The sequence below is a fragment of the Yinghuangia seranimata genome, assembly GCF_029953285.1.
In the GTDB taxonomy this organism is placed as follows: domain Bacteria; phylum Actinomycetota; class Actinomycetes; order Streptomycetales; family Streptomycetaceae; genus Yinghuangia; species Yinghuangia seranimata.
This window is the reverse complement of sequence record NZ_JASAOI010000006.1, coordinates 119,655-142,334: the sequence shown is the minus strand read 5'-3', so window position 1 is coordinate 142,334 and position 22,680 is coordinate 119,655. Positions and strand designations below refer to the sequence as shown.

At 73.2% G+C, this 22,680-nt stretch carries 21 protein-coding genes; 5 read left to right on the top strand and 16 right to left on the bottom strand.

Annotation, left to right across the window (positions count from 1 at the left end):
- Positions 1–324, bottom strand: coding sequence for an STAS domain-containing protein (locus QI554_RS04165; protein ID WP_281465936.1), 324 nt, complete (start codon positions 322–324; stop codon positions 1–3).
- 285 nt (positions 325–609) lie between these two features.
- Between QI554_RS04165 and QI554_RS04160 the strand changes: the two genes are divergently transcribed.
- Positions 610–1,068 carry a MaoC family dehydratase gene (locus QI554_RS04160; protein WP_281465934.1) on the top strand — a complete coding sequence of 153 codons (459 nt, stop codon included), beginning with the start codon at positions 610–612 and terminating at the stop codon, positions 1,066–1,068.
- 95 nt (positions 1,069–1,163) lie between these two features.
- On the opposite strand, the gene QI554_RS04155 is transcribed toward QI554_RS04160, so the two are convergent.
- From QI554_RS04155 to QI554_RS04140, 4 genes are all read right to left on the bottom strand, one after another.
- Positions 1,164–1,931 (bottom strand): thioredoxin-like domain-containing protein, encoded by a 768-nt coding sequence (locus QI554_RS04155; RefSeq protein ID WP_281465932.1) that lies wholly within the window; start codon positions 1,929–1,931, stop codon positions 1,164–1,166.
- A 41-nt stretch (positions 1,932–1,972) separates the two neighbouring features.
- Complete coding sequence (locus QI554_RS04150; RefSeq protein ID WP_281465930.1) at positions 1,973–3,214, bottom strand: NADH:flavin oxidoreductase; 1,242 nt, start codon at positions 3,212–3,214, stop codon at positions 1,973–1,975.
- A 5-nt stretch (positions 3,215–3,219) separates the two neighbouring features.
- The gene (locus tag QI554_RS04145; RefSeq protein ID WP_281465928.1) at positions 3,220–3,882 is read right to left on the bottom strand and encodes a TetR/AcrR family transcriptional regulator; all 663 of its coding nucleotides are present in this window, start codon (positions 3,880–3,882) and stop codon (positions 3,220–3,222) included.
- Positions 3,883–3,950: 68 nt separating this feature from the next.
- Positions 3,951–4,886: a universal stress protein gene (locus QI554_RS04140; RefSeq protein ID WP_281465926.1), complete on the bottom strand. Its 936-nt coding sequence runs from the start codon at positions 4,884–4,886 to the stop codon at positions 3,951–3,953.
- Between the two features lie 158 nt (positions 4,887–5,044).
- Here QI554_RS04140 and QI554_RS04135 point away from each other — a divergent pair, with 158 nt between their 5' ends.
- A complete protein-coding gene (locus QI554_RS04135; protein ID WP_281465924.1) occupies positions 5,045–6,070 on the top strand; it encodes an SPFH domain-containing protein in 1,026 nt (341 codons plus the stop codon).
- A 2-nt stretch (positions 6,071–6,072) separates the two neighbouring features.
- Positions 6,073–6,963 (top strand): NAD(+)/NADH kinase, encoded by an 891-nt coding sequence (locus QI554_RS04130; protein WP_281465922.1) that lies wholly within the window; start codon positions 6,073–6,075, stop codon positions 6,961–6,963.
- 44 nt (positions 6,964–7,007) lie between these two features.
- Here QI554_RS04130 and QI554_RS04125 read toward each other — a convergent pair whose 3' ends face one another.
- On the bottom strand, positions 7,008–7,202 hold the full coding sequence (locus tag QI554_RS04125) for a DUF2304 domain-containing protein (protein ID WP_281465920.1): 195 nt from the start codon (positions 7,200–7,202) through the stop codon (positions 7,008–7,010).
- Positions 7,203–7,495: 293 nt separating this feature from the next.
- On the opposite strand from QI554_RS04125, the gene QI554_RS04120 reads away from it, so the two are divergent.
- Both QI554_RS04120 and QI554_RS04115 read left to right on the top strand, forming a co-directional pair.
- Positions 7,496–8,734: a cytochrome P450 gene (locus QI554_RS04120; RefSeq protein WP_281465917.1), complete on the top strand. Its 1,239-nt coding sequence runs from the start codon at positions 7,496–7,498 to the stop codon at positions 8,732–8,734.
- A gap of 114 nt (positions 8,735–8,848) precedes the next feature.
- Complete coding sequence (locus QI554_RS04115; protein WP_281465915.1) at positions 8,849–9,424, top strand: hypothetical protein; 576 nt, start codon at positions 8,849–8,851, stop codon at positions 9,422–9,424.
- 60 nt (positions 9,425–9,484) lie between these two features.
- Here the strand turns inward: QI554_RS04115 and fxsT are convergent, their stop codons facing one another.
- From fxsT to QI554_RS04065, 10 genes are all read right to left on the bottom strand, one after another.
- Positions 9,485–13,405, bottom strand: a complete 3,921-nt coding sequence (gene fxsT / locus QI554_RS04110; RefSeq protein WP_281465913.1) for an FxSxx-COOH system tetratricopeptide repeat protein — start codon at positions 13,403–13,405, stop codon at positions 9,485–9,487.
- On the bottom strand, positions 13,402–14,700 hold the full coding sequence (gene fsxC / locus QI554_RS04105; protein ID WP_281465911.1) for an FxsC protein: 1,299 nt from the start codon (positions 14,698–14,700) through the stop codon (positions 13,402–13,404). Before fsxC ends, fxsT begins: the two co-directional genes overlap by 4 nt.
- 151 nt (positions 14,701–14,851) lie before the next feature.
- Entirely contained in the window at positions 14,852–15,970 is a 1,119-nt protein-coding gene (locus tag QI554_RS04100) for an aKG-HExxH-type peptide beta-hydroxylase (RefSeq protein WP_281465908.1), read from the bottom strand.
- Positions 15,967–17,118 carry an FxsB family cyclophane-forming radical SAM/SPASM peptide maturase gene (locus QI554_RS04095; RefSeq protein ID WP_281465906.1) on the bottom strand — a complete coding sequence of 384 codons (1,152 nt, stop codon included), beginning with the start codon at positions 17,116–17,118 and terminating at the stop codon, positions 15,967–15,969. The genes QI554_RS04100 and QI554_RS04095 overlap by 4 nt, the downstream gene beginning before the upstream one ends.
- A 44-nt stretch (positions 17,119–17,162) precedes the next feature.
- Entirely contained in the window at positions 17,163–17,453 is a 291-nt protein-coding gene (locus QI554_RS04090; protein ID WP_281465904.1) for a hypothetical protein, read from the bottom strand.
- A gap of 150 nt (positions 17,454–17,603) precedes the next feature.
- The gene (locus QI554_RS04085; RefSeq protein WP_281465902.1) at positions 17,604–18,260 is read right to left on the bottom strand and encodes a hemerythrin domain-containing protein; all 657 of its coding nucleotides are present in this window, start codon (positions 18,258–18,260) and stop codon (positions 17,604–17,606) included.
- Positions 18,261–18,469: 209 nt separating this feature from the next.
- A complete protein-coding gene (locus QI554_RS04080; protein WP_281465899.1) occupies positions 18,470–19,144 on the bottom strand; it encodes a uracil-DNA glycosylase in 675 nt (224 codons plus the stop codon).
- Positions 19,145–19,296: 152 nt separating this feature from the next.
- Positions 19,297–19,845 carry a DoxX family protein gene (locus QI554_RS04075; protein ID WP_281465897.1) on the bottom strand — a complete coding sequence of 183 codons (549 nt, stop codon included), beginning with the start codon at positions 19,843–19,845 and terminating at the stop codon, positions 19,297–19,299.
- A 147-nt stretch (positions 19,846–19,992) separates the two neighbouring features.
- The gene (locus tag QI554_RS04070) at positions 19,993–21,018 is read right to left on the bottom strand and encodes a WD40 repeat domain-containing protein (RefSeq protein ID WP_281465895.1); all 1,026 of its coding nucleotides are present in this window, start codon (positions 21,016–21,018) and stop codon (positions 19,993–19,995) included.
- 229 nt (positions 21,019–21,247) lie between these two features.
- On the bottom strand, positions 21,248–22,579 hold the full coding sequence (locus QI554_RS04065; RefSeq protein WP_281465893.1) for a YibE/F family protein: 1,332 nt from the start codon (positions 22,577–22,579) through the stop codon (positions 21,248–21,250).
- Between the last annotated feature and the right edge of the window lie 101 nt (positions 22,580–22,680).

The window sequence follows — 22,680 nt, the reverse complement described above, 5'->3', positions numbered from 1 at the left end:
CTACTCCCCCGCGGGTGCGTCCGCGCCGAGCGCGTCGCGCAGCCCGACCAGCGCGAGCAGGTCGCGGAGCGCGGGGGGCGCGCCGTCCACGCGGTAGTCCCGGCCGTGCCGCCGCGCGGCCAGCCGAAGCCGGGCCAGCGCGTCGACGACGACCAGGTCGGCACGCGCGCCCGCGCCGACCTCGCAGCGCAGCGGCGCGTCCGGCACGGCGGTCAGCCACGCCTCGGCCTTGGCGCACAGCAGCGGTACATCCGCGCGCCCGATGGCGCCGATCCGCACGACGACGGTCCCCCCGACGACCCGCACATTCAACGCAGCCCCCATTTCCGGCCGTCCCCCAGGTCGGGCGCGGCGCGCTCCGGGCCCGGCTGTCCACGGGCCTCGAAACAATGACCGCGGAACGGACGGAAACTCATCGCGGCGGTCCGGACCGCGCTCGGACGCGGTCGCGCGGACGGCCTCCGGCGGGACGCGCTCCGATGCCCGCCGCCGAGGTCGTCCGATCCGCCCGGAACGGCCATCCCCCGTATGACAAGCGCCACCTGGCGGACCGTCAGATACTCGGCCGCGCTATACAAGGGGTGCCGGAACGTCCGACAGGGAGAGCACATGGCCGTCACCACCTTCACCGATCTGCAGCTGGTCAAGGACGCGCTGGGCACGCACCTCGGCTACAGCGAGTGGCTGCAGGTGACCCAGGACAGGATCAACCTGTTCGCCGACGCGACCGGCGACCACCAGTGGATCCACGTCGACGTGGAGAAGGCGAAGGAGGGGCCGTTCGGCGCGCCCATCGCGCACGGGTACCTCACGCTCGCGCTGTCGAACCTGTTCCTGCCGCAGATCGTCGAGGTGCAGAACATCTCGATGGGCGTGAACTACGGCGTCGACAAGATCCGCTTCCCCAACCCGGTGAAGGTCGACCAGCGCATCCGCGGTGGCGCCGAGATCACCGCGGTGAGCGACATCCCGGGCGGCATCCAGGTGACGATCAAGATCACCATCGAGATCGAGGGCGAGGCCAAGCCGGCCTGCATCATCGAGTCGCTGACCCGCTACCTGGCCTGATCCCCGCCGGGAGCCGACACGGCGAGGGCCCGCGCCACCGCGGTGGCGCGGGCCCTCGTGCGTCCGCTGTACGCCGTGTGCGTCCGGGCCGCCGGTCAGAGCGCCGGCTTGCCCAGGCCGCCCGTGCACGGCGCGCCGGGCTCCGGGGTCTGCCGGCCGCTGGCGTACGCCGTCACGAACTGGCCGAGCCGCGGGTCGGCCGGGTCGTCCAGGCGCAGCTGCAGCCCCCACGCGCTGGCCGCGACGGGGCCGCCGAGGCCCGGGTAGGGGCTCAGCAGCACGTACGGCTTGCCGCGCAACTGCTGCTCCAGGAGCGCGATCTGGTCCTTGGGCAGATCCGGCCGGTAGGTGATCCACACCGCGCCGTGCTCCATCGCGTGGACCGCGTTGCGGCTGGGCACCTCCTCGCGGTACACACCGCAGTTCGCCCACACCGGGTCGTGCTCGCCGCCGACCGGCGGATCGACCGCGTAGACGACCGGCCCGCTGACGTGCGTGCGCGACAGCTCCTTGTACGCGACCGTGCCGGGCACCAGCACCGCGGCGCCGGTGTCCGGCGTGGCCTTCGTCGTGACGGGCGGCGCCTCCGGGTCGCGCGGCCCCGGGAAGCCGCCCGCGGGCGCCTTCGTGTTCCCCGTCATGCCCGATTTCGGGCTCGCCGGGCTCTTGGACGCGTCCCCGCCGCTCTTGGCCGCGCTCGGCGAGGCGTCGCCCTTCCCGGGCGCGGCGCTCGTCGGGGCGGGCTTCGCCGCGTCGTCCTTGTCGTCCTTGCCGTTGCACCCGCCGAGCGCGAGCGCGGCTATGAGCACCGCCGCCGCGACCCCGACCGGGCCGCTCAGGCGCCCCCGTACCGTGCTGGTCATCTGATGATCCCTCCCCTGTCGGTCCGGGAGAGGGTAACCGGTCAGCCGCGCGGCGGCTCGGGGTCCACCAGGACGCAGCGGGTCCCGCTGTAGATGGTCGGCATGCACTTGTTGCAGTGGATGCACAGCGACTTCACGGCGCGGCCGGTGCTGTCGGCGGCGATGCGGTTGATGAGGTCGGGCTCGCGGAGGACCGCGCGGCCCATGGCGACGTACTCGAAGCCCTCGGCCATCGCGCGGTCCATCGTCTCGCGGTTGGTGATGCCGCCGAGCAGGATCAGCGGCATGGTCAGCTCGGCGCGGAACTGGCGGGCGTACTCCAGGAGGAAGGCCTCCTGGTACGGGTAGGCGATCAGGAACTTCTTGCCGATGAGCTTGATGCCGAGCTGCTGGGGCTGGGGGAACGCCGACGCGAACTCGTGGAGGGGCGCGTCGCCGCGGAACAGGTACATCGGGTTGAGAAGCGAGCTGCCGGCGGTGAGCTCAAGGGCGTCGAGGCAGCCGTCCTCCTCGAGCCACTTGGCGGTCTGGAGGCTCTCGCCGAGCCAGATGCCGCCGGGGACGCCGTCGGACATGTTGAGCTTGGCGGTCACCGCGATGCGGTCCCCGACCGCGGCCCGGACGGCGCGGACGACGCCGCGGGCGACCTTGGCGCGGTTCTCCAGCGAGCCCCCGTAGGCGTCGTCGCGGCGGTTCAGCTTGGGGCTGAGGAACGAGCTCGCGAAGTAGTTGTGGCCGAGGTGGATCTCGACCGCGTCGAAGCCCGACTCGACGGCGATGCGGGCGGCGTCCGCGTGCGCCTCGGTGACGCGCTGGATGTCGGCCTCGGTGGCGGAGCGGGTGACCTTCATGCTGATCGGGTTGAACATGCGGGACGGCGCGAGCGCGGGGCGGCCGTTGGACTTGGCGTCCGCGACCGGCCCGGCGTGGCCGATCTGCGCGGAGACGGCGGCGCCCTCGGCGTGCACGGCGTCGGTCAGCCGGCGCAGGCCGGGCACGGCCTCGGGGCGCATCCATATCTGGCGGCGCTCGGTGCGGCCCTCGGGGGCGACCGCGCAGTAGGCGACGGTGGTCATGCCGATGCCGCCGGCGGCGGGCTTGCGGTGGTACTCGATGAGCGCGTCGGTGACGAGGGCGTCCGGGGTGGCGCCCTCGAAGGTGGCGGCCTTGATGACCCGGTTGCGCAGGGTCAGGGGGCCGAGCTTGGCGGGGGCCAGGACGTCGGGCACGGAGGCGGCGGTGGTCGCGGGGCCTTGTGTGGGGACGTCGGGGGCGCTGGTCATGCGGGTCACCCTTCCTTGGCTGAGGCGGGAGCGGGGGTATGCGCGGGCTTCGGCGCGGGAGCGTCGAGGCCGGCGGCGATGAAGGCGGCGACCTGGGCGGGGTCGGGCGGCGGCAGGGCGGTGAGCCGGTCCGCGGGCACGAGGGGCTGGCCGTACGCCTGGAGCAGCAGCGCGAACGCGAGCCGCCAGCGTTCGCGGACCGCCTCCTCCGGCAGGTCGGGGCGGATCGCGGTGAGCAGCTCGCGCCATGCGCGCTGACCGAACCACGGCTGGTCCCAGGGCAGTTCCTCGTTGCCGAGGACGACGCGGGCGAGCAGGTGGAGCAGCATGCGGCCGTCGTCGGTGCGGGCGAGGGCGTCGAGCGGGCGCACGATGATGTCGGCGAGCTCGGCGACCCCGGGCGTCCAGCCTGCGGCCCGGCGCGCGGTGAGCGCGTCGAGCCGGTCGGCCCACAGCGGGCCGAGGCGCTGCTGGAGCAGCGCGACGACCAGGGCCTCCTTGGACCCGAAGTGGTAGTGCACGGCGGCGGGGTTCATCCCGGCGGCGGCGTTGACGGCGCGGACGGAGACCTTCTCGTACCCCTGTGCGAGGAACAGGCGCTCGGCCTCCGCGAGGAGCCGCGCCCGGGTGGCCGCGGTGGCGCCGTTGGGGACGCGTTCTTTGCCCATGGCCGGACATGACAGCACGAAGCTCCACACATTTCAATCACTGATTGAAAAGTGCCGGCTCCGAGGGCCTACGGCAGCGGGACGACCAGCACCGGGCAGTGCGCGTGCTCGATCGCCGCGTGCGTGACGTGGCCGACCCAGTGCCGCAGCAGGCCGTTGCGGTGCCGGACGCCGACGACGGCGAGCGCGGCGCCGTTGGTGGCGTCGATGACCGTGGCCGCCGCGTCGGCGGGGACCGCCGCCTGGGCGCTGACGACGTCGGGGGCGGCCTCGCGGACCTGGCCGAGCGCGGAGTCCAGGCACACCGAGTGGGCCGCGGTGACGACGGCGAGGTCGTCGAGGCCGGGGCCGTCGAGGCTCGGGTAGCCGGGCCAGTCGAACGCGTGGACGGCGTACACCGGCAGGCCCCAGCGGCGGGCCTCGCCGAACGCGGCGCGCGCGGTGGGGGCGTCGTGTTCGCCCTGGACGCCGACGACGACGCGGTCGCCGTCGAGGACGAGGTCGCCGTCCTCGCTGGGCGCGCCGCTCTCGCCGCGCACCACGAGCATCGGGCACGGCGTGCGGGCGGCGAGGAAGCGCGCGACCGAACCGAGCAGCAGGTCGGCGAAGCCGCCGCGGCCGCGCGCGGAGACGACGATGAGCTCGGCGCGCTGCGCGGCCTCGAGCAGCACGTCGCCGGGCAGACCGACGCCGACCTCGGCCTCGACGGGCAGCTCGGGGTGGCGGTGCAGGGCGGCCTCGGAGGCGGCCTCGACGATGCGGGCGGCGGCGTTGCGCGCGGGGCGGCCGGGGCGCTCGGAGCCGCGGCTCGGGGGCGCGGACGTGGGGGCGCGTACGGCGTGCACGATGCGCAGGGCCGCGCCCCGGCGCGCGGCCTCGGCGGCGGCGCGCATGACGGCGCGCGAGCCGGGGTCCGAGCCGTCGGTGCCGACGACGACCAGTCCGGGGACCGGGGGGCGGGAGAGGGTGGGCGGCGTGTTCGCGGTCTCGACTGCGGTGGTCACGTACTGCTCCACGTCCACGGTTGGGTGAGGTTTGTCGGGCGCATACCCGTTTGCGGTTGTTTCTCCACACAACCGTCCGGTATTCGTCCTCTTGACGACAACGATCCGCCCTATTATCGTCTTCCTGACGAAATCGATGGACGCCCAGGGGGATCCCGATGGTCCACATCCAGCGCCGCCCGTTCCTCAGCCACCTGCGCGCCGACCCGACCCAGTGGGTGCGCCACCAGCAGCGCGGAACGGTCGTCCACGAGGGCGCCGGAATCGCCTTCTGGTTCCGCCCGTTGACCGCCGCGCTGAGCGAGGTCCCGGTCGACGACCGCGAGATCCAGGTGCTGTTCCACGTCCGCACCCGCGACTTCCAGGACGCCACGGTGCAGGGCACCGTCACCTACCGCATCACCGACCCCGGACTCGCCGCCACGCGCCTGGACTTCGGCGTCGCCCCGGCGACCGGCATGTGGCGGTCGACGCCGCTCGACCAGCTCGCGTCGCTGCTGACCGAGAGCGCGCAGGCGCACGCGGTGGACGCGCTGGCCGGGCTCGACCTGACCGACGCGCTGACCCGCGGCCTCGCCGAGGTGCGGTCGCGCGTCACGGCCGGCCTGACCGAGGACGCCCGGATCAGCGACTCGGGGATCTCGGTGCTCGGCGTCCGCATCACCTCGATACGCGCCGAGGCCGACCTGGAGCGGGCGTTGCAGGCGCCGGCCCGCGAACGCGTGCAGCAGTCCGCCGACGCCGCCGGGTTCGAACGCCGCGCGCTGGCCGTCGAACGCGAGCGCGCCATCGCCGAGAACGAGCTGCAGAACCAGATCGAACTCGCCCGGCGCGAGGAGCAGCTGGTCGAACGCAAGGGCCTCAACGAGCGGCGCCGCGCCGAGGAGGCGGCGGCCGCCGCGCGCATCCAGTCCGAGGCGCAGGCGGAACGCGACCGGCTCTCCGCCGCCACCGCCGCCGAGAACCGCCGGCTGCTCGGCGCCGCCGAGGCCGAGGCGCACGCGGCCCACGTGGCGGCGTACGCGAACGCCGACCCGGCGGTGCTGCTGGCCCTGGCCGCACAGGAACTCGCCGAGCGCTTCCCGGAGATCGGCCAGCTCAACATCACCCCCGACCTGCTCACCGGCGTGCTCGGGCGGCTGTCGTCCGGAGGCGGCGCCGACAGCGGCGACCGGGGGCGCTGACCGTGGCCCAGGTCCCCCGCGCGGTCTTCGTGCACCGGCAGTCCGCGCTGCAGGAGCTGATCAACCGGCACGGCACGTACAACCAGGGCAAGTTCTTCCTCAGCAGCCGCGGCATGTCGGCGAAGTCGATGGAGAAGCAGTCCGACGTCGTGCAGGACGCGCTCGCGCAGGCGGGCGCGGCCGTGCCCGCGCACTGGCGGCGCGGCACGGTGGAGCGCGGCGACCTGGACCGGTTCCTGTTCGACGAGCACGACGTGGTCGTGGTCGTCGGGCAGGACGGCCTGGTCGCGAACGTCGCGAAGTACCTGGACGGCCAGCCCGTCGTCGGCGTCAACGCCGACCCGGGCGGCACCGGGCTGCTGACGTTCCACCAGGCGGCGGACTGCGCACGGCTGTTCCACCGCGTCGAGACCGGCACGGCCGAGTGCGAGCTGCGCACGATGGCCGAGGCCCGCACCGACGACGGGCGCACGCTGACCGCGTTGAACGAGGTGTACCTGGGCCATCCGACGCACCAGACGGCCCGCTACCGCATCGAGACCCCCGAGGGCGGGTCCGAACGACAGGCGTCCTCAGGGGTGTTGGTCGGCACCGGGACCGGCTCGACCGGGTGGTGCGGCTCGGTGCGGCGCGACCGTCCGGACGCGCCGGAGCTGCCCGGCCCGACCGAGGACCGGCTGTCGTGGTTCGTCCGGGAGGCGTGGGCGTCCCCCGCCACCGGAACGACGCGGACACAAGGTGTGCTGGACGCCGGGCAGTCGCTGGCGCTGGTCGTCGAGTCCGAGGGCCTCGTGGCGTTCGGCGACGGCATCGAGGCGGACCGGCTGGTGCTGTCGTGGGGGCAGCGCGTCGAACTGCGCGCCGCCGCGAAGCGGTTGCGCCTGGTGCGGTAGACGGCGCCGCACCGGGCGCACGCGGAGCCCCCGCGGACGGCGGGTCAGAAGTTGAGGTTCCCCAAGAGGTTCGCGACGCTGTTGCCGCTGGTCCGGATGCTCGGTGCGATCGCCGTGCTGGCGAGGTAGAAGCCGAGCAGCGCGCACACGATCGCGTGCCAGATCTTCATGCCGCCCTTGCGGATGAAGAGGAACACGATCACGCCCAGCAGGACGACGGTCGAGATGTTCAAGGCCATGGGGGACTCCATCGAAGGGGTGCGGCGCGCACAGGGGGACGGCACGCTCACACCGGCTACCGAAAGTGTCTACAAAGTAGCAAAGCGTCACTTTCCGTCCGTCGTTCGCCACGCGCCGCGCCGCGGCCGCCGTCAAGATCACCCGTCCGGCAGAACGGTCAGGGAATCTGTCTTCCCCGTGTGAGGGCCGCGTGGCATGCTCCCGGCAGCGCACCGCCCGGGGCCTCAACGACCGACAGTCCGTCCCGAGCACCGCCCGTACCTTTTCCGTCCACGAAAGGTCCTGGTCCGCCGTGCCACTCCCGGTCTCCGACACCGCAGACAACGCCGCCCTCGACGTCTACTCCGCCGACGCCTACGAGGACGGCATCCCCCACGAGCAGTTCGCCAGGCTGCGCCGTGAAGCACCCGTGTACCGCCATCCCGACCCCGAAGTCCCGGACGGCTTCTGGGCGGTCACCCGGCACGCCGACGTCGTCACGGTCTCCCGCAACCCCGAGGTCTTCTCCTCCTACGAGCGGCTGTCGCTGCTCCAGGAGCCGGTCGGCGACTCGCTCGACACGCAGCGCCTGATGATGCTCAACATGGACCCGCCGGAGCACTCGCGGCTGCGCAACATCGTCAACCGCGGCTTCACGCCGCGCACGACGCTGACCCTGGAGGGCAAGGTCGAGGCGGCGTGCGAGCGCATCGTCGCCGCCGCCGTCGAGCAGGGCGAGGGCGACTTCGTCACGATGTGCGCCGCCGAGCTGCCGCTCGTCGTCATCGCCGACCTGATGGGCGTCCCCCAGGAGCACCGGCACCAGCTGTTCCACTGGTCGAACAAGCTGGTCGGCGCCGAGGACCCCGACATGGGCGACGGGCCGGACGCCGGCGCGGCCGTCCAGATGGAGATGTTCGCGTACGCCGACCAGCTCGGCGCCGAGAAGCGCGCCCGCCCCGTCGACGACATCGTCTCCAAGCTGATGCAGCCGGACCGCGACGGCAACGAGCTGACCGCGCTGGAGTTCGACCTGTTCTTCATGCTGCTCGCGGTGGCCGGCAACGAGACCACCCGCAACGCGATATCCGGCGGCATGCACGCGCTCGTCCAGCACCCCGAGCAGTGGGAGCGGCTGCGCGCCGACCCCGACGGGCTCGCCGCGACCGCCGCCGACGAGATCGTCCGCTGGGTCTCGCCGGTCAACGCGTTCCGGCGCACCGCCGTCCAGGACACCGAGCTGGGCGGGCAGAAGATCGCGGCCGGCGACAAGGTCATCGTGTACTACAGCTCGGCGAACCGCGACGAGGCGGTCTTCGAGGACCCGTACACCTTCGACATCGGCCGCGACCCGAACCCGATGCTCGGATTCGGCGGCGGCGGACCGCACTTCTGCCTCGGGCGGCACCTCGCCAAGCTCGAGCTGGAGATCATGTTCAAGACCCTGGCGCGCCGCATCGACCGCGTCGAACTGACCGGCCCGACACGGCGCATGCGGTCCAACTTCCTCAACGGTGTGAAGGACATGCCGGTACGGATCATCCCGGCCTGACACCCCTCCCCCGCACCGCGACCTCGCCTACCCTGGACGTGTCGCCAGGCCGCGCCGCCCGGACCACGCGGGACCGGAGCGGGCCTCTTGGCGGCACGGCCGGGGGGAGGCGTCATGGTACGGGGGTTCCGACGTCCGGGGCGGCTGCGCCCGCGGGTGGTCCAGGCGAAGCTCGCCATCCCCTTCGTCGGGGAGATCTCGGGCGAGTGGGCGCCGCAGGCCGCCGAGCGGGACGCCGCATGGGAGCTGTACGTCGAACTGGTCACGCGCGTCTCGATCGTGCCGCTGCCGGCCGGCGGCGGCCTGCTGCGCGAGGCGTTCACGTCGCTGCACGACCTGTTCGACATCACCCGCAGCATCCTGCGCAAGTACGGCGCCGACACGGCCGCCGCGGACCCGGGCCGCATGTCGTTCGCGGCGATCGCGATCGGTGTGCTCAACGGGATCCGGCCGCTGCTGACCACGTGGCACCCCGAGCTGCTCGCGTACGAGGCGACCCGGGCCGACGGCGTCTCCGTCACCGAGCACGAACGCGCCTGGCCGCCGCACGACGAACTGCGCCAGCGCATCGCCGACTTGCAGACGATGCTCCGCGAGACCGCGGAGCTGCTGCGCGAGGCGTGCGGCGCGGCGTCGCTGCTCCCGGCACTCGTGGCGGTGCCGTCGCCGACGGCACCGCCCGTGCCCTGAGCGGCGGTTCCCGTCACCGGGTGCCCGCCCGTTCGCTTCGTCCGGCGCCGGTCCGGCCCGTCAGGTGGGCGGGATCTCCGCGTCGACGTCGAGCCGCTGCCGGCGAGACCGGATCGCCTGCGCGGTCGGGTGCTCCGGCCCGAGCTTGCGCCGGCACGCCTGCTCGACCTGTTCGAACAGCCGGTCGGCTATGGTGCGTTCGTCGCGGCCCGCGGTGCTGAGTGCGAGGTTCGCACCCGCGACGAGGGTGTGCGGATGGTCGCCGCCCAGCACGCCGACGTACCCCCGGTAGGCCTCCGCGTCCACGTCGTGCGCGGCCTCCGGCTCCCCCGCCCGGTGCTGCACGTTGGCGAGGTTGACCAGCGACGCGAGAACGAACGGGTGCAGCCTCCCCAGCGCGCGGCGCAGCCCGTCGTGGCACTGCTCGGCCAGCGGGTACGCCTCCTCCCACCGGCCGTCCTGGCGCAGGAACACCGAGAGGTTGAGCTCCGCGACGTACGTGAACGGGTGCTCGTCGCCCAGGGTTTCGGTGAACCGCCGCATCGCGTCGCCGGCCAGCTCCACCGCCGTCGCCGACTTTCCGAGCGCCGCGCAGTCGGCGGCGAGGTTGACCGCGCACGCCAGCGCGTCCGGGTGGTTCTCCCCGAACCGCTGCCGCAGCGTGTTGCGCACCGCCGTGTCGATGCTGTGCGCGAGCGTGTAGCGGCCCAGCCGCCGCAGCGTCGCGGCGAGGTTCCGGTTGGCGCGCAGCGCGGCGGGGCTCTGCCCGCCCTCGAGGCGTTCCAAGTGGTTCGCGGCGTCCCGCAGATGCGTCTCGGACTGGAGGTACAGCCCCGCCTCGCGCTGGCAGACGCCGAGGTTGTTCGCGGACAACCACGTGTACGCGTCGTTCTCCCGCAGCATCCGCGCGCGGCGCGCGTACGTCTCCTCGTCGAGCGCCATCGCCGCGAACGGGTCGCCGACCAGCAGCGTGGACACGGCGAGGTTGTTGGCGGCCTTGAGGGTCTCGGCGTGCTCCTCGCCGTAGAGCTGGCAGAACCTGTCGTAGGTGTCCTGGTCCATCTCCAGCGCTTCGCGGAACCGCCCGAGCGAGCGCAGCGAACCGCCCACGCTGCACGCGGTCATCAGGGTATGCGGGTGGTCCGGGCCGAGGTCCTCGCTGTCCTGCTGGCGGCGCAGCGTGTCACGGTCGAGCAGGTACGCGCCCCGCACGTCGCCCAGCGAACGCAGCACGTTGCCCAGCTGTGCGGCCAGGCGCAGCACGAACGGGTCGTCCGGGCCGTAGCGTTCCTTCCACAGCTCGTGGGTCTCGTTGCCCAGCGGCAGCGCGTCGGTCCAGTAGTTGGCCTTCCACATGTAGCGCAACTGCTCGACGACCCAACGGCGTACGTCGCCGTCGGAGCTGTGCAGCGCGCCGCTCGGCCGCAGGTGGCCCTGCAGTTCCTCGTACGCCGGCCGGTTCCCCGGGGCGTCGACGTCGCCGGGCGCGAACGCGGCAAGCGTCTTGAGGACCGTCTCCTGGGTCCGCTTCTGCTCCTCCGGGGTCATCGAGCCGCGCAGCATCGCCTGGACGAGCCGGTGCACGCCCAGCGTCTGGGCGCCGTAGTCGACCCGGCCGAGGCCGTACCGGCCGAGCACCCGGAAGAGGTTCCACACCCGTTCGTCGCGCAGGTTGGGCGCGAGCGGGCTGAGCGTCTCGAGCATGCGCGGCGAGGTGAGCAGCGGCAGCCCGATCGCCTCGGGCGACAGGAACGAGCACAGTTCGAGCATGCGCGCGGCGGCCGGCTCGCGGTCCCGCAACCGCTCCATCGACAGCTCCCAGCTCGCCTGCACCGACGGCGGGTAGCCCTGGGTGATCAGGGCGGGGAGCCGGGTCTCGACGGCCTCCAGGTACTCGGCGACCGACATGCCGGTGGTGGCCAGCCAGGCGGCGGCCTGCTCGACGGCGAGCGGCAGGTTGCCGAGCATGGTCGCGACCCGCTCGGCGTCCTCGTCGGTGATGCTCGGCAGCGAGCGGCGCAGCAGCGCGACCGACTCGCGGGTCGGGAACACGTCCAGTTCGACCGGGACGGCGAGGTCGGACCACGACTGGTCGCGCGACGTCACCAGCACGTGCCCGGGTCCGCCGCCCTGCGGCAGCAGTTCGCTGACCGAGTCCGGCTCGTTGGCGTTGTCGAGGACCAGCAGCCAGCGCGGGTGGGGGCTGCCCGTGCGCAGCGCCTCGAGTGCGGCGCGCGCCGACTCGGCGACGCTCTGCTCGTTGCCGACCCCGAGGCGTTCGGCGAGGTCGGCGAGCGAGCGCCGCAGCATCGCGGGCTCGTCGGCGGGCGCCCACCACACGATGTCGTAGTCGGCACCGAAGCGGTGCGCGTACTCGAGCGCCACCTGGGTCTTGCCGACGCCGCCGAGGCCGTAGATCGCCTGGGGCAGCACGGCGGTCATGCCCTGGCCCAGCTGGTCGCGCAGCTGTTCGAGGAGCGCGTCGCGGCCGGTGAACCGGGCGTTGCGCGCGGGCAGGCGGCGTACCGCGGGCTCGGAGCCGGGGAACCGCGGCGCGGCCTGGCCGACGACCGGGTCCAGCGTCTCGTCGGGCGCGAACTGCTCGAAGGACAGCTGGAGCACCGACTTCGCGGTCTCCTCGACCAGCCCGGCGATGCTCACCTGCCGCAGGCGCGTGTACGGATCGGGCAGCACGCCCTCCTCGACGCGGACCGCGATGAGCGGGTGCGTGCGGTCGAGCCGCGCGCGTTCCACCGCGCGCAGGGCGAGTTCGCCGTACGCGCTCTGCGGCAGGTCGGGGCTGAGCAGCAGCACGTGCGCGGTCGCCTCGCCGGTGTCGGCCGGGGCGTGCAGGCCGCTGCCGCGGACCACCCGCACGCGCGCGTCGACGAGTTGGGCGCGCACCCAGTCGGCCCACAGCCGGTCGCGGGGGCTGTAGACGATGCGGACCCGCTGCGGCGCGTTGCGGACGCGCTCGAACCGGCTCAGGCCGGCGCGGCGCACCGGGGCCGGCATCGGCTCCAGTCCCGTGACCCGGCCGCCGGTGATCTCACCGGTGAGCCGTTCGTACGCGGCGAGCAGGCTGTCCGGCTGCTGCGGCCGGTCGCCGAACACCGCGAGGACCTCTTCGAACGAGTAGAACGGCCGGTACGGGATCTCGACCGCGCCCCAGTACTGCTGCGGATCGACGCCGTGCCGGGAAGCGACGAACTCGCGGAACCTGGCCCGCACGTAGTCGCGCCCGGCCTCGACCTTGTCGCGCTCGGCGCCGTCGACGCGCATCGGCACCGGCAGCACCAGCACGGGGTCGCGGGACCGCCGCCGCTGCTCGGCGATGCTCTTCGCGGTCTCGTACGAGCCGTCGATGGCCTGCTCGCTCAGCGCGAATCCGGCCACGACGACGTCGGGCATGGTGACGGTGCAGATGCCCGCGGTGTCGCCGATGCCGGTGCGGCTGTCGATGAGGATGTAGTCGTAGTCGGCGCGCATCTCGTCGCGCAGCCGGGTGAGGAAGCTCTGGCCCTCGGGGCTGCCGGAGAAGGCGTTCCAGTCGAAGGTTCCGGCGCGCCGGGCGTATCCGGGGCCCTGGCGTCCGGAGGCGAGGAAGTCGAGGCGTCCGTCCGACTCGCCGAACTCCCAGTCCAGGCCGACGACGCAGCGCGACAGGTCGGTGAAGCGCCCGGCCTCGTAGTCGGGTTCGGCGTCCTGCGCCTGGAGCGCGAGGGCGTAGCCGCGGACCATGTCGACGATGCCGTCGGTCTCCCGCAGTTCGCTGTCGAGCAGGAACGGGTGGAGGTAGCGGTGCAGGCCGGGAGCGTCCAGGTCCCAGTCGACGGCGAGCACGCGGTGGCCGGCCGCGGCGAGGATCCAGGCGGTGTTCGCCAGCGCCATGGTGCGCCCGGTGCCGCCCTTGTAGGAGTAGAAGGTCACGATCGTGCCGGCCGCGCCCTCGGCGCGCCGGTCCGCTCGCCGCTCGGTCATGGGGTCACCTCGCCTTCGGGGTCGTCGTCCGCGCCGGACCACCGTTCGCCCGGCCCGCGCAGCCACGGGTGGCCCTCGGTCTCGCGGCGGATGAACGGGGAGTCCCGGTGGGCCCGTTCGCTGTCCTGGAGCATCGTCGTCTGCAGCCGGTCGACCACGTGGCAGACGGACTCCTGGAACTCGTCCGCCTCGCGGGTGTGCCAGACGAACGCCTGGGCCCGGCCGAGCAGCCGCTTGCGAGGCATGACCTCGGTCAGCCGCTGGTCCAGCGCGTCGGCGTAGGCGACCGTCTCGTCGTCGGCGACGACCGCGACCACGCCGGCGGTGCGGTGGTCGAGGCCGTCGAACTCCGCGAGCGCCCGGCGACACCGCTCGACGCAGGTCGACCACGGGTCGAGCAGGAAGACCACCACGCGACCGTCGGCGCGCGCCTCGTCCAGGAACCCGCGGAGCATGTCGGCGAGTTCGGGGCTGAGCGGATAGGGGGTCAGGTCCCCTGCGGCGTCCAGGCGGAGCGCGGACGAAGCGAGACTCCACGCGCTCTCGGGGCGGCCCGGGTAGAACGGACGCCAGTCGACCGCGCTGCGCCGGTACAGCATCTGGCGGCTGCGCTGCACGGGCAGTTCGTCGACGGACACCGCCGCGACCACGAACCCCACCTTGGTGGCCGGCAGCCGGGTCGGGTCGTCCACCACGCGCGGCCCTGGGGCAGGGGCACACCCCGCGATGACGGCCTCCGCGGCGTCGACACCGAGCGGGGTCAGACCGCGCTGGCCCGCCTGGATGATGCGGCCCGCCACGTGGTGGACCAGGTCCTGGTAGGCGGCGGACGACCGGCCACGGCGCATCAGCGACGACAGGCCACGCTGGAGGTAGATGGGGCCGAACTCCCGGTTGCGCAAGTACTGCCGCTCCAGGCTCCAGTCCGGCCACACGGTCTCCGGCATGTTCCAGACCACGGGGATGACGCACGCGACGTCGCTGATGTCGAGGTTGTTGTGCGCCGCGTACACCGCCTCGCGGTGGCACATGATCTGCCACTCGTACTGGCACCACTCGCGGACGAAGTAGTTCGCCGACAGCAGCGCCACCATCACCGGTGTCTCGCACACGCCGCGCAGGATCTCCGTGCGCCAGCGCGCGCCCTCACGGATCTGCTCGTCCAGGAAGCCGCGCCCCGCAGCGGCCGTTCCGACCCGGTCGACGATGCTCGCCTCGAGGTCCTGGTGGAACCTGGCGACCAGATCACGCCGGTTGGGGTCGGAGAAGCTCGTGAAGAAGGAGAACTCTGGCACCGCCACCCCCCGAAGGCCCCGTCCCAACAACGGAGGGGTCGTGTCCATGGTACGGACGGCCGCGCGGTCGAACCAGCGGTTCGGTCAGGAGCCGGCCGGGGCCGGACGGGCCGCCTTCGGACCCGGCCCTGACGGGCCGCGGGGGCGGCGGTCAGTCGAGGCCGTCGCGCATGCCGGTGACGAACCGGAGGCCGGCCGGGGTGAGTTCGCCGGAGTGTTCGAGCGTGGCCAGGGCGTCGGCGGTCTGCCGCCGGTAGCGCGCGTGGTGCTCGGGATCGTCCCGGTGGAAGTGCGTCAGGGCGAGATGCGCGTAGGCGCCCTGGAGCAACGCGCCGACCGGGCGCAGGTCTTCGCGCCACGGGGCGACGTGCCGAACCGGTCCCCCGCTTTCGTGGAGCGGGACCAGGTCGAGCAGCGCGCCCAGTTTGACGTGCTGGACCTCGTGGACGATCAGGGCCGCGAGGGCGTGCGGGTCTGCGCACGGCGCGACCGCCACGGCGCCGAACGCGTGCCGCGCGGCGGAGCTGACGTCCCGTCCGGGTTGCGGCAGGAGCGGGGTGACGGTGCCGAGGATGCGCGCCGTGGGCTCGGCGTACTCGGGGGCGGCCGCTTCGATCGCGTGCCACGCCCGTCCGATGCGAGAGGCGAAGTCGTCGGCCTCGGGGCGGCCCATCCGGGGGCTCACCGGCCATTGGTGGCAGTCCCGGCACGGGTCCAGCTCCTCGATGTGCAGGCACGTCGGACCGAACCGCGCGCGCCGGTTCGGCAGGAATCCGGCGGCGTCGGTTTGCAGGCCTCGGCGCGGGAGGTAGCCGGACGGGGTGGGTGGGTGAGGGTTGCCGGGGTCGGTGGGGTCGCCTCCGGGGCCGACTCCTCGGCTCGCGAACTCCGCGCTCTTGGCGACGAGTTCGAGGCGTTCGATGTCGGCGTCGGTCACGAGCGGGCTGGCCGGGTCCGAGGATCTGCGGCGCAGTGCCGTGTGCACCCACACGCCGGTGTAGGGGTGGTCGAGGACACGGCCCACGGCGTCGGGGGCCGCGCGCTCGGCGTCCGCGATCCGCGCGAGGGCGTCACGGGCGCGGGTCGTGCCGCTGAAGGCGGTGACCGCCCGGAGGCTCAGGAGTCGTTTCGCGCGCTGTGCGGCGACGAGGGTTGCGACTGCTCGGGCGTCGCCGGGGCCTGCGGCCAACGCGTCGAGGCAGGCGACGAGTTCGGATGCCTCCGCGACGGGAGGGCGTGTTTCCGTGCTGCCCGTGGTTCCGCGGGTCACCGGGCCTCCCGCGCGAGCACGCGCACGTCGGCGGCGGCGCGGGCGCGGATGTGGTGGATCAGCGCGTACAGGTCGGCGCAGTACACCGACGGGTTGTCGAAGCCGTTCTCGGGGCGGTAGCGGTGGGCGTACAACCCGCCACCGCACACCGCGACCGCGCGGCATCCGCGGCAGACCCGGCTCAGCCCGCCGAGACCGAGTCGGCGGGCGGCGAACGCCGGGTGCCGGCCGGCCTCGTCGAAGCTGTGCCGGGTCAGGTCGAGACCGGTCGCGGCGGCGCCGTCGTAGGCGGCCTTCAGCGCGTCGGTCTGCTCGAGAGTGCCGTCGGTCTCGACGACGATGCCGTCGTACGCGGTCAGCCCGACGGCTTCGGTGCGGGCCCGGCCGCCGAGCAGCAGCGCCAGGATCTCCTCGAACAGGCGGATCCCGGTCTCGGGGCGCGGCGCGTCGTACCAGCGGTCGAACACCGCGCCGAGCCAGCGCGCGTACGGCGTCCCCGACGGGTCGTGCCCGGTCGGCGGGAACTGCCATGTGCCGTGCGGGAGGAGGAGGTCGATCCGGGGCGGCTCGTGCGCGACGAGCGCCTCGTAGGTGCGTACCGGGTCCTGACGTGGGTCGACCGTGCACAGCAGGCCGCTGTAGAGGTGCCGGTACGGGGGCGTGCGCAGCAGCGTGAGGCCGCGCACCACGTCGCGATGGCTGCCGAGGCCGCCGGCGTACACGCGGTGCCGGTCGTTGGCGTCCGCGTCGCCGTCGAGGCTGACCCCGACCGCGATGCCGTGCTCGGCGCACACGTCGAGCAGGCGCGGCGTGAGCAGGGTGCCGTTGGTCTGCACGGACAGGGCGAGGTCCGTGTCGTCGCCGAGCGCGGCGCGCAGGGTCCGCGCGATGCGGTCGATGCGCGCCGGTCCGGCGAGCAGCGGCTCACCGCCGTGCAGCACCACGCGCACCTGCCGCATGCGGTGCGTCCGGGCGTGCTCGGCGATGCGCGCGGCGAGCAGGTCCATGGTGGCCGCGGCCATGACGCGCGGCTGGCCGCGCCAGCTCGCGTCGCGCAGTTCGTACACGTAGCAGTGCGCGCATCGGAGGTTGCAGCGGCTGTGCAGTTTGACGACGAACTGCCGGAAGCCCCACGCTTCCTCGGGCACTGGGACGCCCCCTTCGAATCCCCCGCCCGCGGCGAAGACCTGGCTCAGAAGGCCGAGTTGAACGCGGCGACCGGCGAATCCGCGCAGTCCAGCGCCTCGGCGGCCACCCGGCGCAGCGCGGCGGCGAGCACGTCGGGCGCCAGCGCGTCCAGGTCGCCGAGCCGGCCGAGGGCGGTGAGGCGGTCGAGTCCCAGCCCGCTCACATCGATCAGCAGGGGGTCCGCGTCGGCCGCGCCGTCGTCCGGCCACCGGTCGTGAACGTCGGCCGGGCCGGTGCCGGGGACCGGCCGCGTGGCGGCGCCGCGAGCAGCCGATACCTCCAAAGGCGCAGTCATCGCCACCTTCCCTCACGGTGAGTATCGGGGCGATCGTACTCCTCGAACCGGAACACGCGTGGCGGCGCGCGCGGCACCGCGCCGATCACTCGGCGGGGCCGCGCGGGCGCGCGGCGGGCGGGCTTTTGCGCTCGGCCTACGGGGGTGGGCTCAGGTCGACGTGCCGTATGCCGCGACGCGCCGCCGCTCGTAGCCGCGCTTCCAGCTCAGCCGCCACATCAGGCCGGCGCCGAACGGGGCGAAGCGCAGCAGCCGGGCCCGCTCGCCCGCGTCGGCGTGGTGGAAGTACAGCGCGACGAACGCCGGGAGGTCGCGGCCCCAGCCACGCAGCGTGCGACGCAGCAGGCGGCGCTGCTCCAGGTTGCTGACGTGCCGTCGCATGAGCGGGAACATCTCCCGCTCCTCCTGGTAGGTGTGCCGCGCCACGAGGGCGTGCAGTCTGCCGATCGCCAACGATCGTTCCCGCAGGGGGACTTGGGTGTCACCGGCGCGGCGCGTCAGCACGTCGAGCGAGTCGTGGTCCACCGCCAGATCGGTGAACACCCGTCCCGCGACGGGGAGTCCGTGGCCGACCCGGGCCCGGACGCGCGGGAAGACGAGGGCGTCCTCCTCGCGGTGGTGCGCGGCCAGAAACCGCAGCACCAGGGCGAGGTGGTCCTCGACCGCGCGGACCTGGCGGATGTCGGCGGGATTGACTTCACGGGTCGCCACGGTCAGGCGCGCGAGCTCCTCACGCAGACCGCGGTGGGCGACGTAACCCGAGGTCAGATCGAGGGGTGGGGAGGTGTGAACACCGTTTGCTGCCACGTGTACCGCCAGGGGGTGCGCTCGAACCGAGCGATACACATTGGCACATCGGATCGCGCGTAGATCCCGATACCAGGCGGTTTTCCGCCGTTCTCCGAAACTGGTCGAAATTGATCGGCCCGGCGCGATCGGCTGTCCGCACCGGGCCGCACGGCATCGGATCCGCGTCGGATCCGCGTCGGATCCGCGTCGGATCCGCGGATCGCGCGTCAGGCGAGGTTCGGGATCTGCCAGTCGATCTTCTCGTGGCCCATCTTCTCCAGCGCCTCGTCGATCTGCGAGAACGGCTTGCTGCCGAAGAACTTCTTCGCCGACAGCGGCGACGGGTGCGCGCCCTCGACGATCGCGTGCCGCGACGTGTCGATCAGCGCGGCCTTCTTCTTGGCGTGCGCGCCCCACAGCACGAACACCACCGGCTTGTCACGCTCGTTGACGGCCTTGATGACCGCGTCCGTGAACTTCTCCCAGCCCTGGTTCTTGTGCGACGCCGCCTCGTGCGCGCGCACCGTCAGGACCGTGTTGAGCAGGAGGACGCCCTGCTGCGCCCACGGCATCAGGTAGCCGTTGTCGGGGACGGTCAGGCCGATGTCGGTGACCGCCTCCTTGTAGATGTTCCGCAGCGACGGCGGCACCTTCACGCCCGGGCGCACCGAAAAGCACATGCCGTGCGCCTGGTTGTCGTCGTGGTACGGGTCCTGACCGACGATCAGCACCTTCACGTCCTCGTACGGCGTCGCCTCGAGCGCCGCGAAGACCTCGTCCTCGGGCGGGAAGATCTGGTGCTGCGCCCGCTCGGCGTCGACGAACGCGGTGAGTGCGGCGTAGTAGTCCGCGGTCAGTTCCTCCGCGAGCACCGGGCGCCACGACTCGGGCAACGTCTGCACAGCAACAACCTCCACGCGTGAAACGACGACCAGACCCCTTGCTGCGGTCTGTGTGCTCCCAACGTAGCCGCCCCCGACGACAGTGGGGGCGGCGCCTTCCGGTTCGCCGGAATTCGCCGCCCCCACCGAGGGTCTTCGTGCCGTCGCGGAGGTCAGGCCGCCGTCTCGTCCGGCTTCTCCTCGGGCTTGTAGCAGAGCTTGAGCAGCAGCGCGGCGTTCGCGACGCCGAGGCCTGCGGCGACCAGCGCGGGCTTCGCGCCCGACGACTGGCGGCCGAGCAGCCGGTCGACCGAGTACTTGCCGTTGCCGAGGCCGGCGAGCGCGACGGCCGCGCCGCCCACGACCGCGCAGTACTCCCAGCCGCCCTTGAACACGAAGTAGCCCTTGCCGCGGTGGTCGGTGCGCGCCGCCACGGCCATGAGGCCGACGGTCGCCGCCGCGGGCAGCGGGTTGGCTATGCCGAGGGTGAGGCCGACGCCCGCGGCCATCTCCGTGCCGGCGGCCATGCGCGCGTGCACCTCGGCGGGACGCAGGCCGAGCGCCTCGAACCAGCCGGTGGTGCCCTTGAGACCGCCGGGGCCGGCGACCTTGTTGTATCCGTGCGCGAAGAGCATCGGGCCAAGGGTCGTGCGCAGCACCAGCGCCGCGACGTCCTTGCCCGCACCGTCCGTCGCGCCGCGGGACTTCTTCCTGCCGAACATCGCCCACCTCGTGATCTGACCCGCCGTCATATTTGCCTGGCAACTTACCGGACGCGCCGGAAAGACGCCGTGGCGCAGGTCATCCTGACAGGAAGGAACGCACGGTCGGAACGTGTTGCGGAAGACGGGCCCGCCTCGGGCCGGGGGCTACTTGCCGGACAGTTCGGCCAGGTGCTGGGCGGTCACGCGGCCTGAGCGGTCGGCGTACAGGACCGTGTCCGGGCCGTGCCAGGCGATCGCCGTGACCGGGGCCCCTGCGAAGCGGCGGGCCAGTGGGGGCGGGGTGCGGCGGGCCGAGCCCGAGCGGACGTCCCACAGCGAGACGGCGCCGTCGGTCCCGCCGGTCGCTATCACCGCGCCGCGCTCCGACGGGCGCCAGGCGGCGACGCCCATCGCGATGTGCGCGTCCAGGCGGCGCGGGCGCGGCCGGACCCGGCCGCCGCGGGCCGCGAGGTCCCACACGGTCAGGCCGCCGTCGGCCTCGGCGGCCAGCCAGCGGCCCGAGGCGTCCAGCGACAGGCCGTCGATCAGGCCCGCCCCGTGCGTCGGCAGGTCCTCGTACGTGCCGCCGCTCCCCCGGATGTACACGCCCGGCCCGTCGCCCGCCGAGCACAGCCACGCGCCGTCCGTCCCGCCCGCGAGCACCCGCACCGGCGCAGGGTACGACCACGCCGCGACCCGCCCGCGCGCCGAGTACGCGTGCACCTCGCCGCCGTGGGCGACCGCGACCGTGCGGCCGCCGTCGAACCACGTCAGGTCGTCGACGACCACCGGGCCGTCCACCGGGCGCCAGCGCTCGAAGCCGCTGACCGCGTCGAACACCCTCACCGTGCCGCCGGACGCGACCGCGCACTGGTCGCCGTCCGTCCACGCGAACCGGGCGGGCGCGTCGGTGCCGCGCATCATCACGGCGCCGTCGGAGACCCGCCACAGCGCGAACCCGCGCGGCCCGGCGAGCGCGACGACGGCCCCGTCCGGTGAGAACCCCGCGTACCGAGCGCCGCCCGGCAGCACGATCCTGGCCAGCAGCCGCCCGGTCGCCGCGTCGATCAGGTGTGCCGGACCACCCGCACCCGCGGCCACACACACCGCGCCGGACACCGCCAGCGCGCTCGGCACATCGTCGATCTCCCGTTCCCAGCTCGGTGCCGCCTGCGTCGCCCTGACAGCCATCGCGGTCCTCTCGTCCGGTCACGCGACCCGGAATCCCCGGCCCGGGTCGCACCCGCGACGGCCAGCCTTTCGGCGCCTTGTTACAGGCAGGAAAATTTCATCGCTCAGTCTCGTTTCCCGTTGACAACGCGAGATGACTTTGACAAGGCGTTGCCGACAACGGTCTTGACGAGCTGTCAGACGGTCGCAAGCGGGCGGTTGCGGACCGGGCCGCCCGACCGCCGTCGGGTCAGACCGACGCCGCGTGCCGGCTGCGATGCTTCCGCCGCGGTCCCGCGTGGCTGTGGCCGTGCCCCGACCCCGTCGTCGCCGCCGGCACCCGTTCGCGCGCCGCCACCAGCGCCGCCAACGCCGTCGTCACCGGCACGGACGCCACCAGGCCGATGCTGCCGACCAGCGTCCGCACCACCTCCTCGGCCACGATCTCGCTCGTCACCAGGTCCCCGAACGGCTGCTGCGAACCCGAGAACAGCAGCAGCAACGGCAGCGAGGCGCCCGCGTACGCCAGCACCAGCGTGTTGACCGTCGACGCGATGTGGTCCCGGCCGATCCGCAGCCCCGCCCGGTACAGGTCACGGGCCCGCAGCGCCGGGTTGGCGTGCTTCAGCTCCCACACGGCCGACGTCTGCGTGACCGTCACGTCGTCCAGCACACCGAGCGAACCGATCACCACACCCGCCAACAGCAGGCCCCGAACGTCCACTTCGGAATGCAGCGCGCGGACGGTCGTCGCCTCCTCCGACGCCAGCCCGCTCAGCTTCGTCAGATGGATGAACACCTCGCCCAGCACACCGATCAACGCGAGGCTCACCAACGTGCCCAGCACCGCGATCGACGTACGGGCGCTCAACCCGTGGCACATGTACAACGTCACCAGCATGATCGCGGACGCCCCGACCACCGCGACCGGCAGCGGCGCGCTGCCCTGCAGGATCGCCGGCAGCACGAACCACACCAGCACCGCGAAACTGCCGGCCAGGCCGACCAGCGCCATCAACCCGCGCAGCCGGCCGACCAGCACGACCGCCACCGCGAACAGCCCCGCGAGCCACAGCATCGGCTTGCCGCGCTGGTAGTCGACGATCGTCCACTGCGCCTCGGGCGGCGCGTCCGGCGCGTAGTCCAGCACCACCTTGTCGCCGACCTTCACACCCTGCAGGCCCGCACCCGGGCCCACCAGCTGGCGCACCGTCGTCCCACGGCCGGGACCGCCCGACACGTCGACGGCGACCGACACGCAGTCGCGTGGCCCTGCCGACGCGGACGGCGCGTCCGGCGGCGGACTCGCGCCGTCCACACCGGAGACCGCCGGATCGCAGGACACCTTCGCGGTCTCGGTCACCTCGCCGTACGCCGACTCCACCCGCCCCTGCGCGGGATCGTGCCGGTTCACGCCGGCGTGGTGGTCCGGCCACAACACGAACATCCCGACCGCGACCGCCAGCGCGAACGGCACCAGCAGGAACGTGAGCAGCCGCCGCACCCGCGCCGAAGCGGCGGCGGCCGGGCCGTGCGCATGGCTGTGTCCGTGGCCGGCGTGGGTGGCGCGGTCCTCGGTCATGGCGGCCTCCGTTTTGGGGGCCGACACCATCTCGTACGACGGCCGCGCCGGGCAAGTGCCCTACCGGGCTGCCGCGCACCGCCTCGGACTGCTAGGAAAGT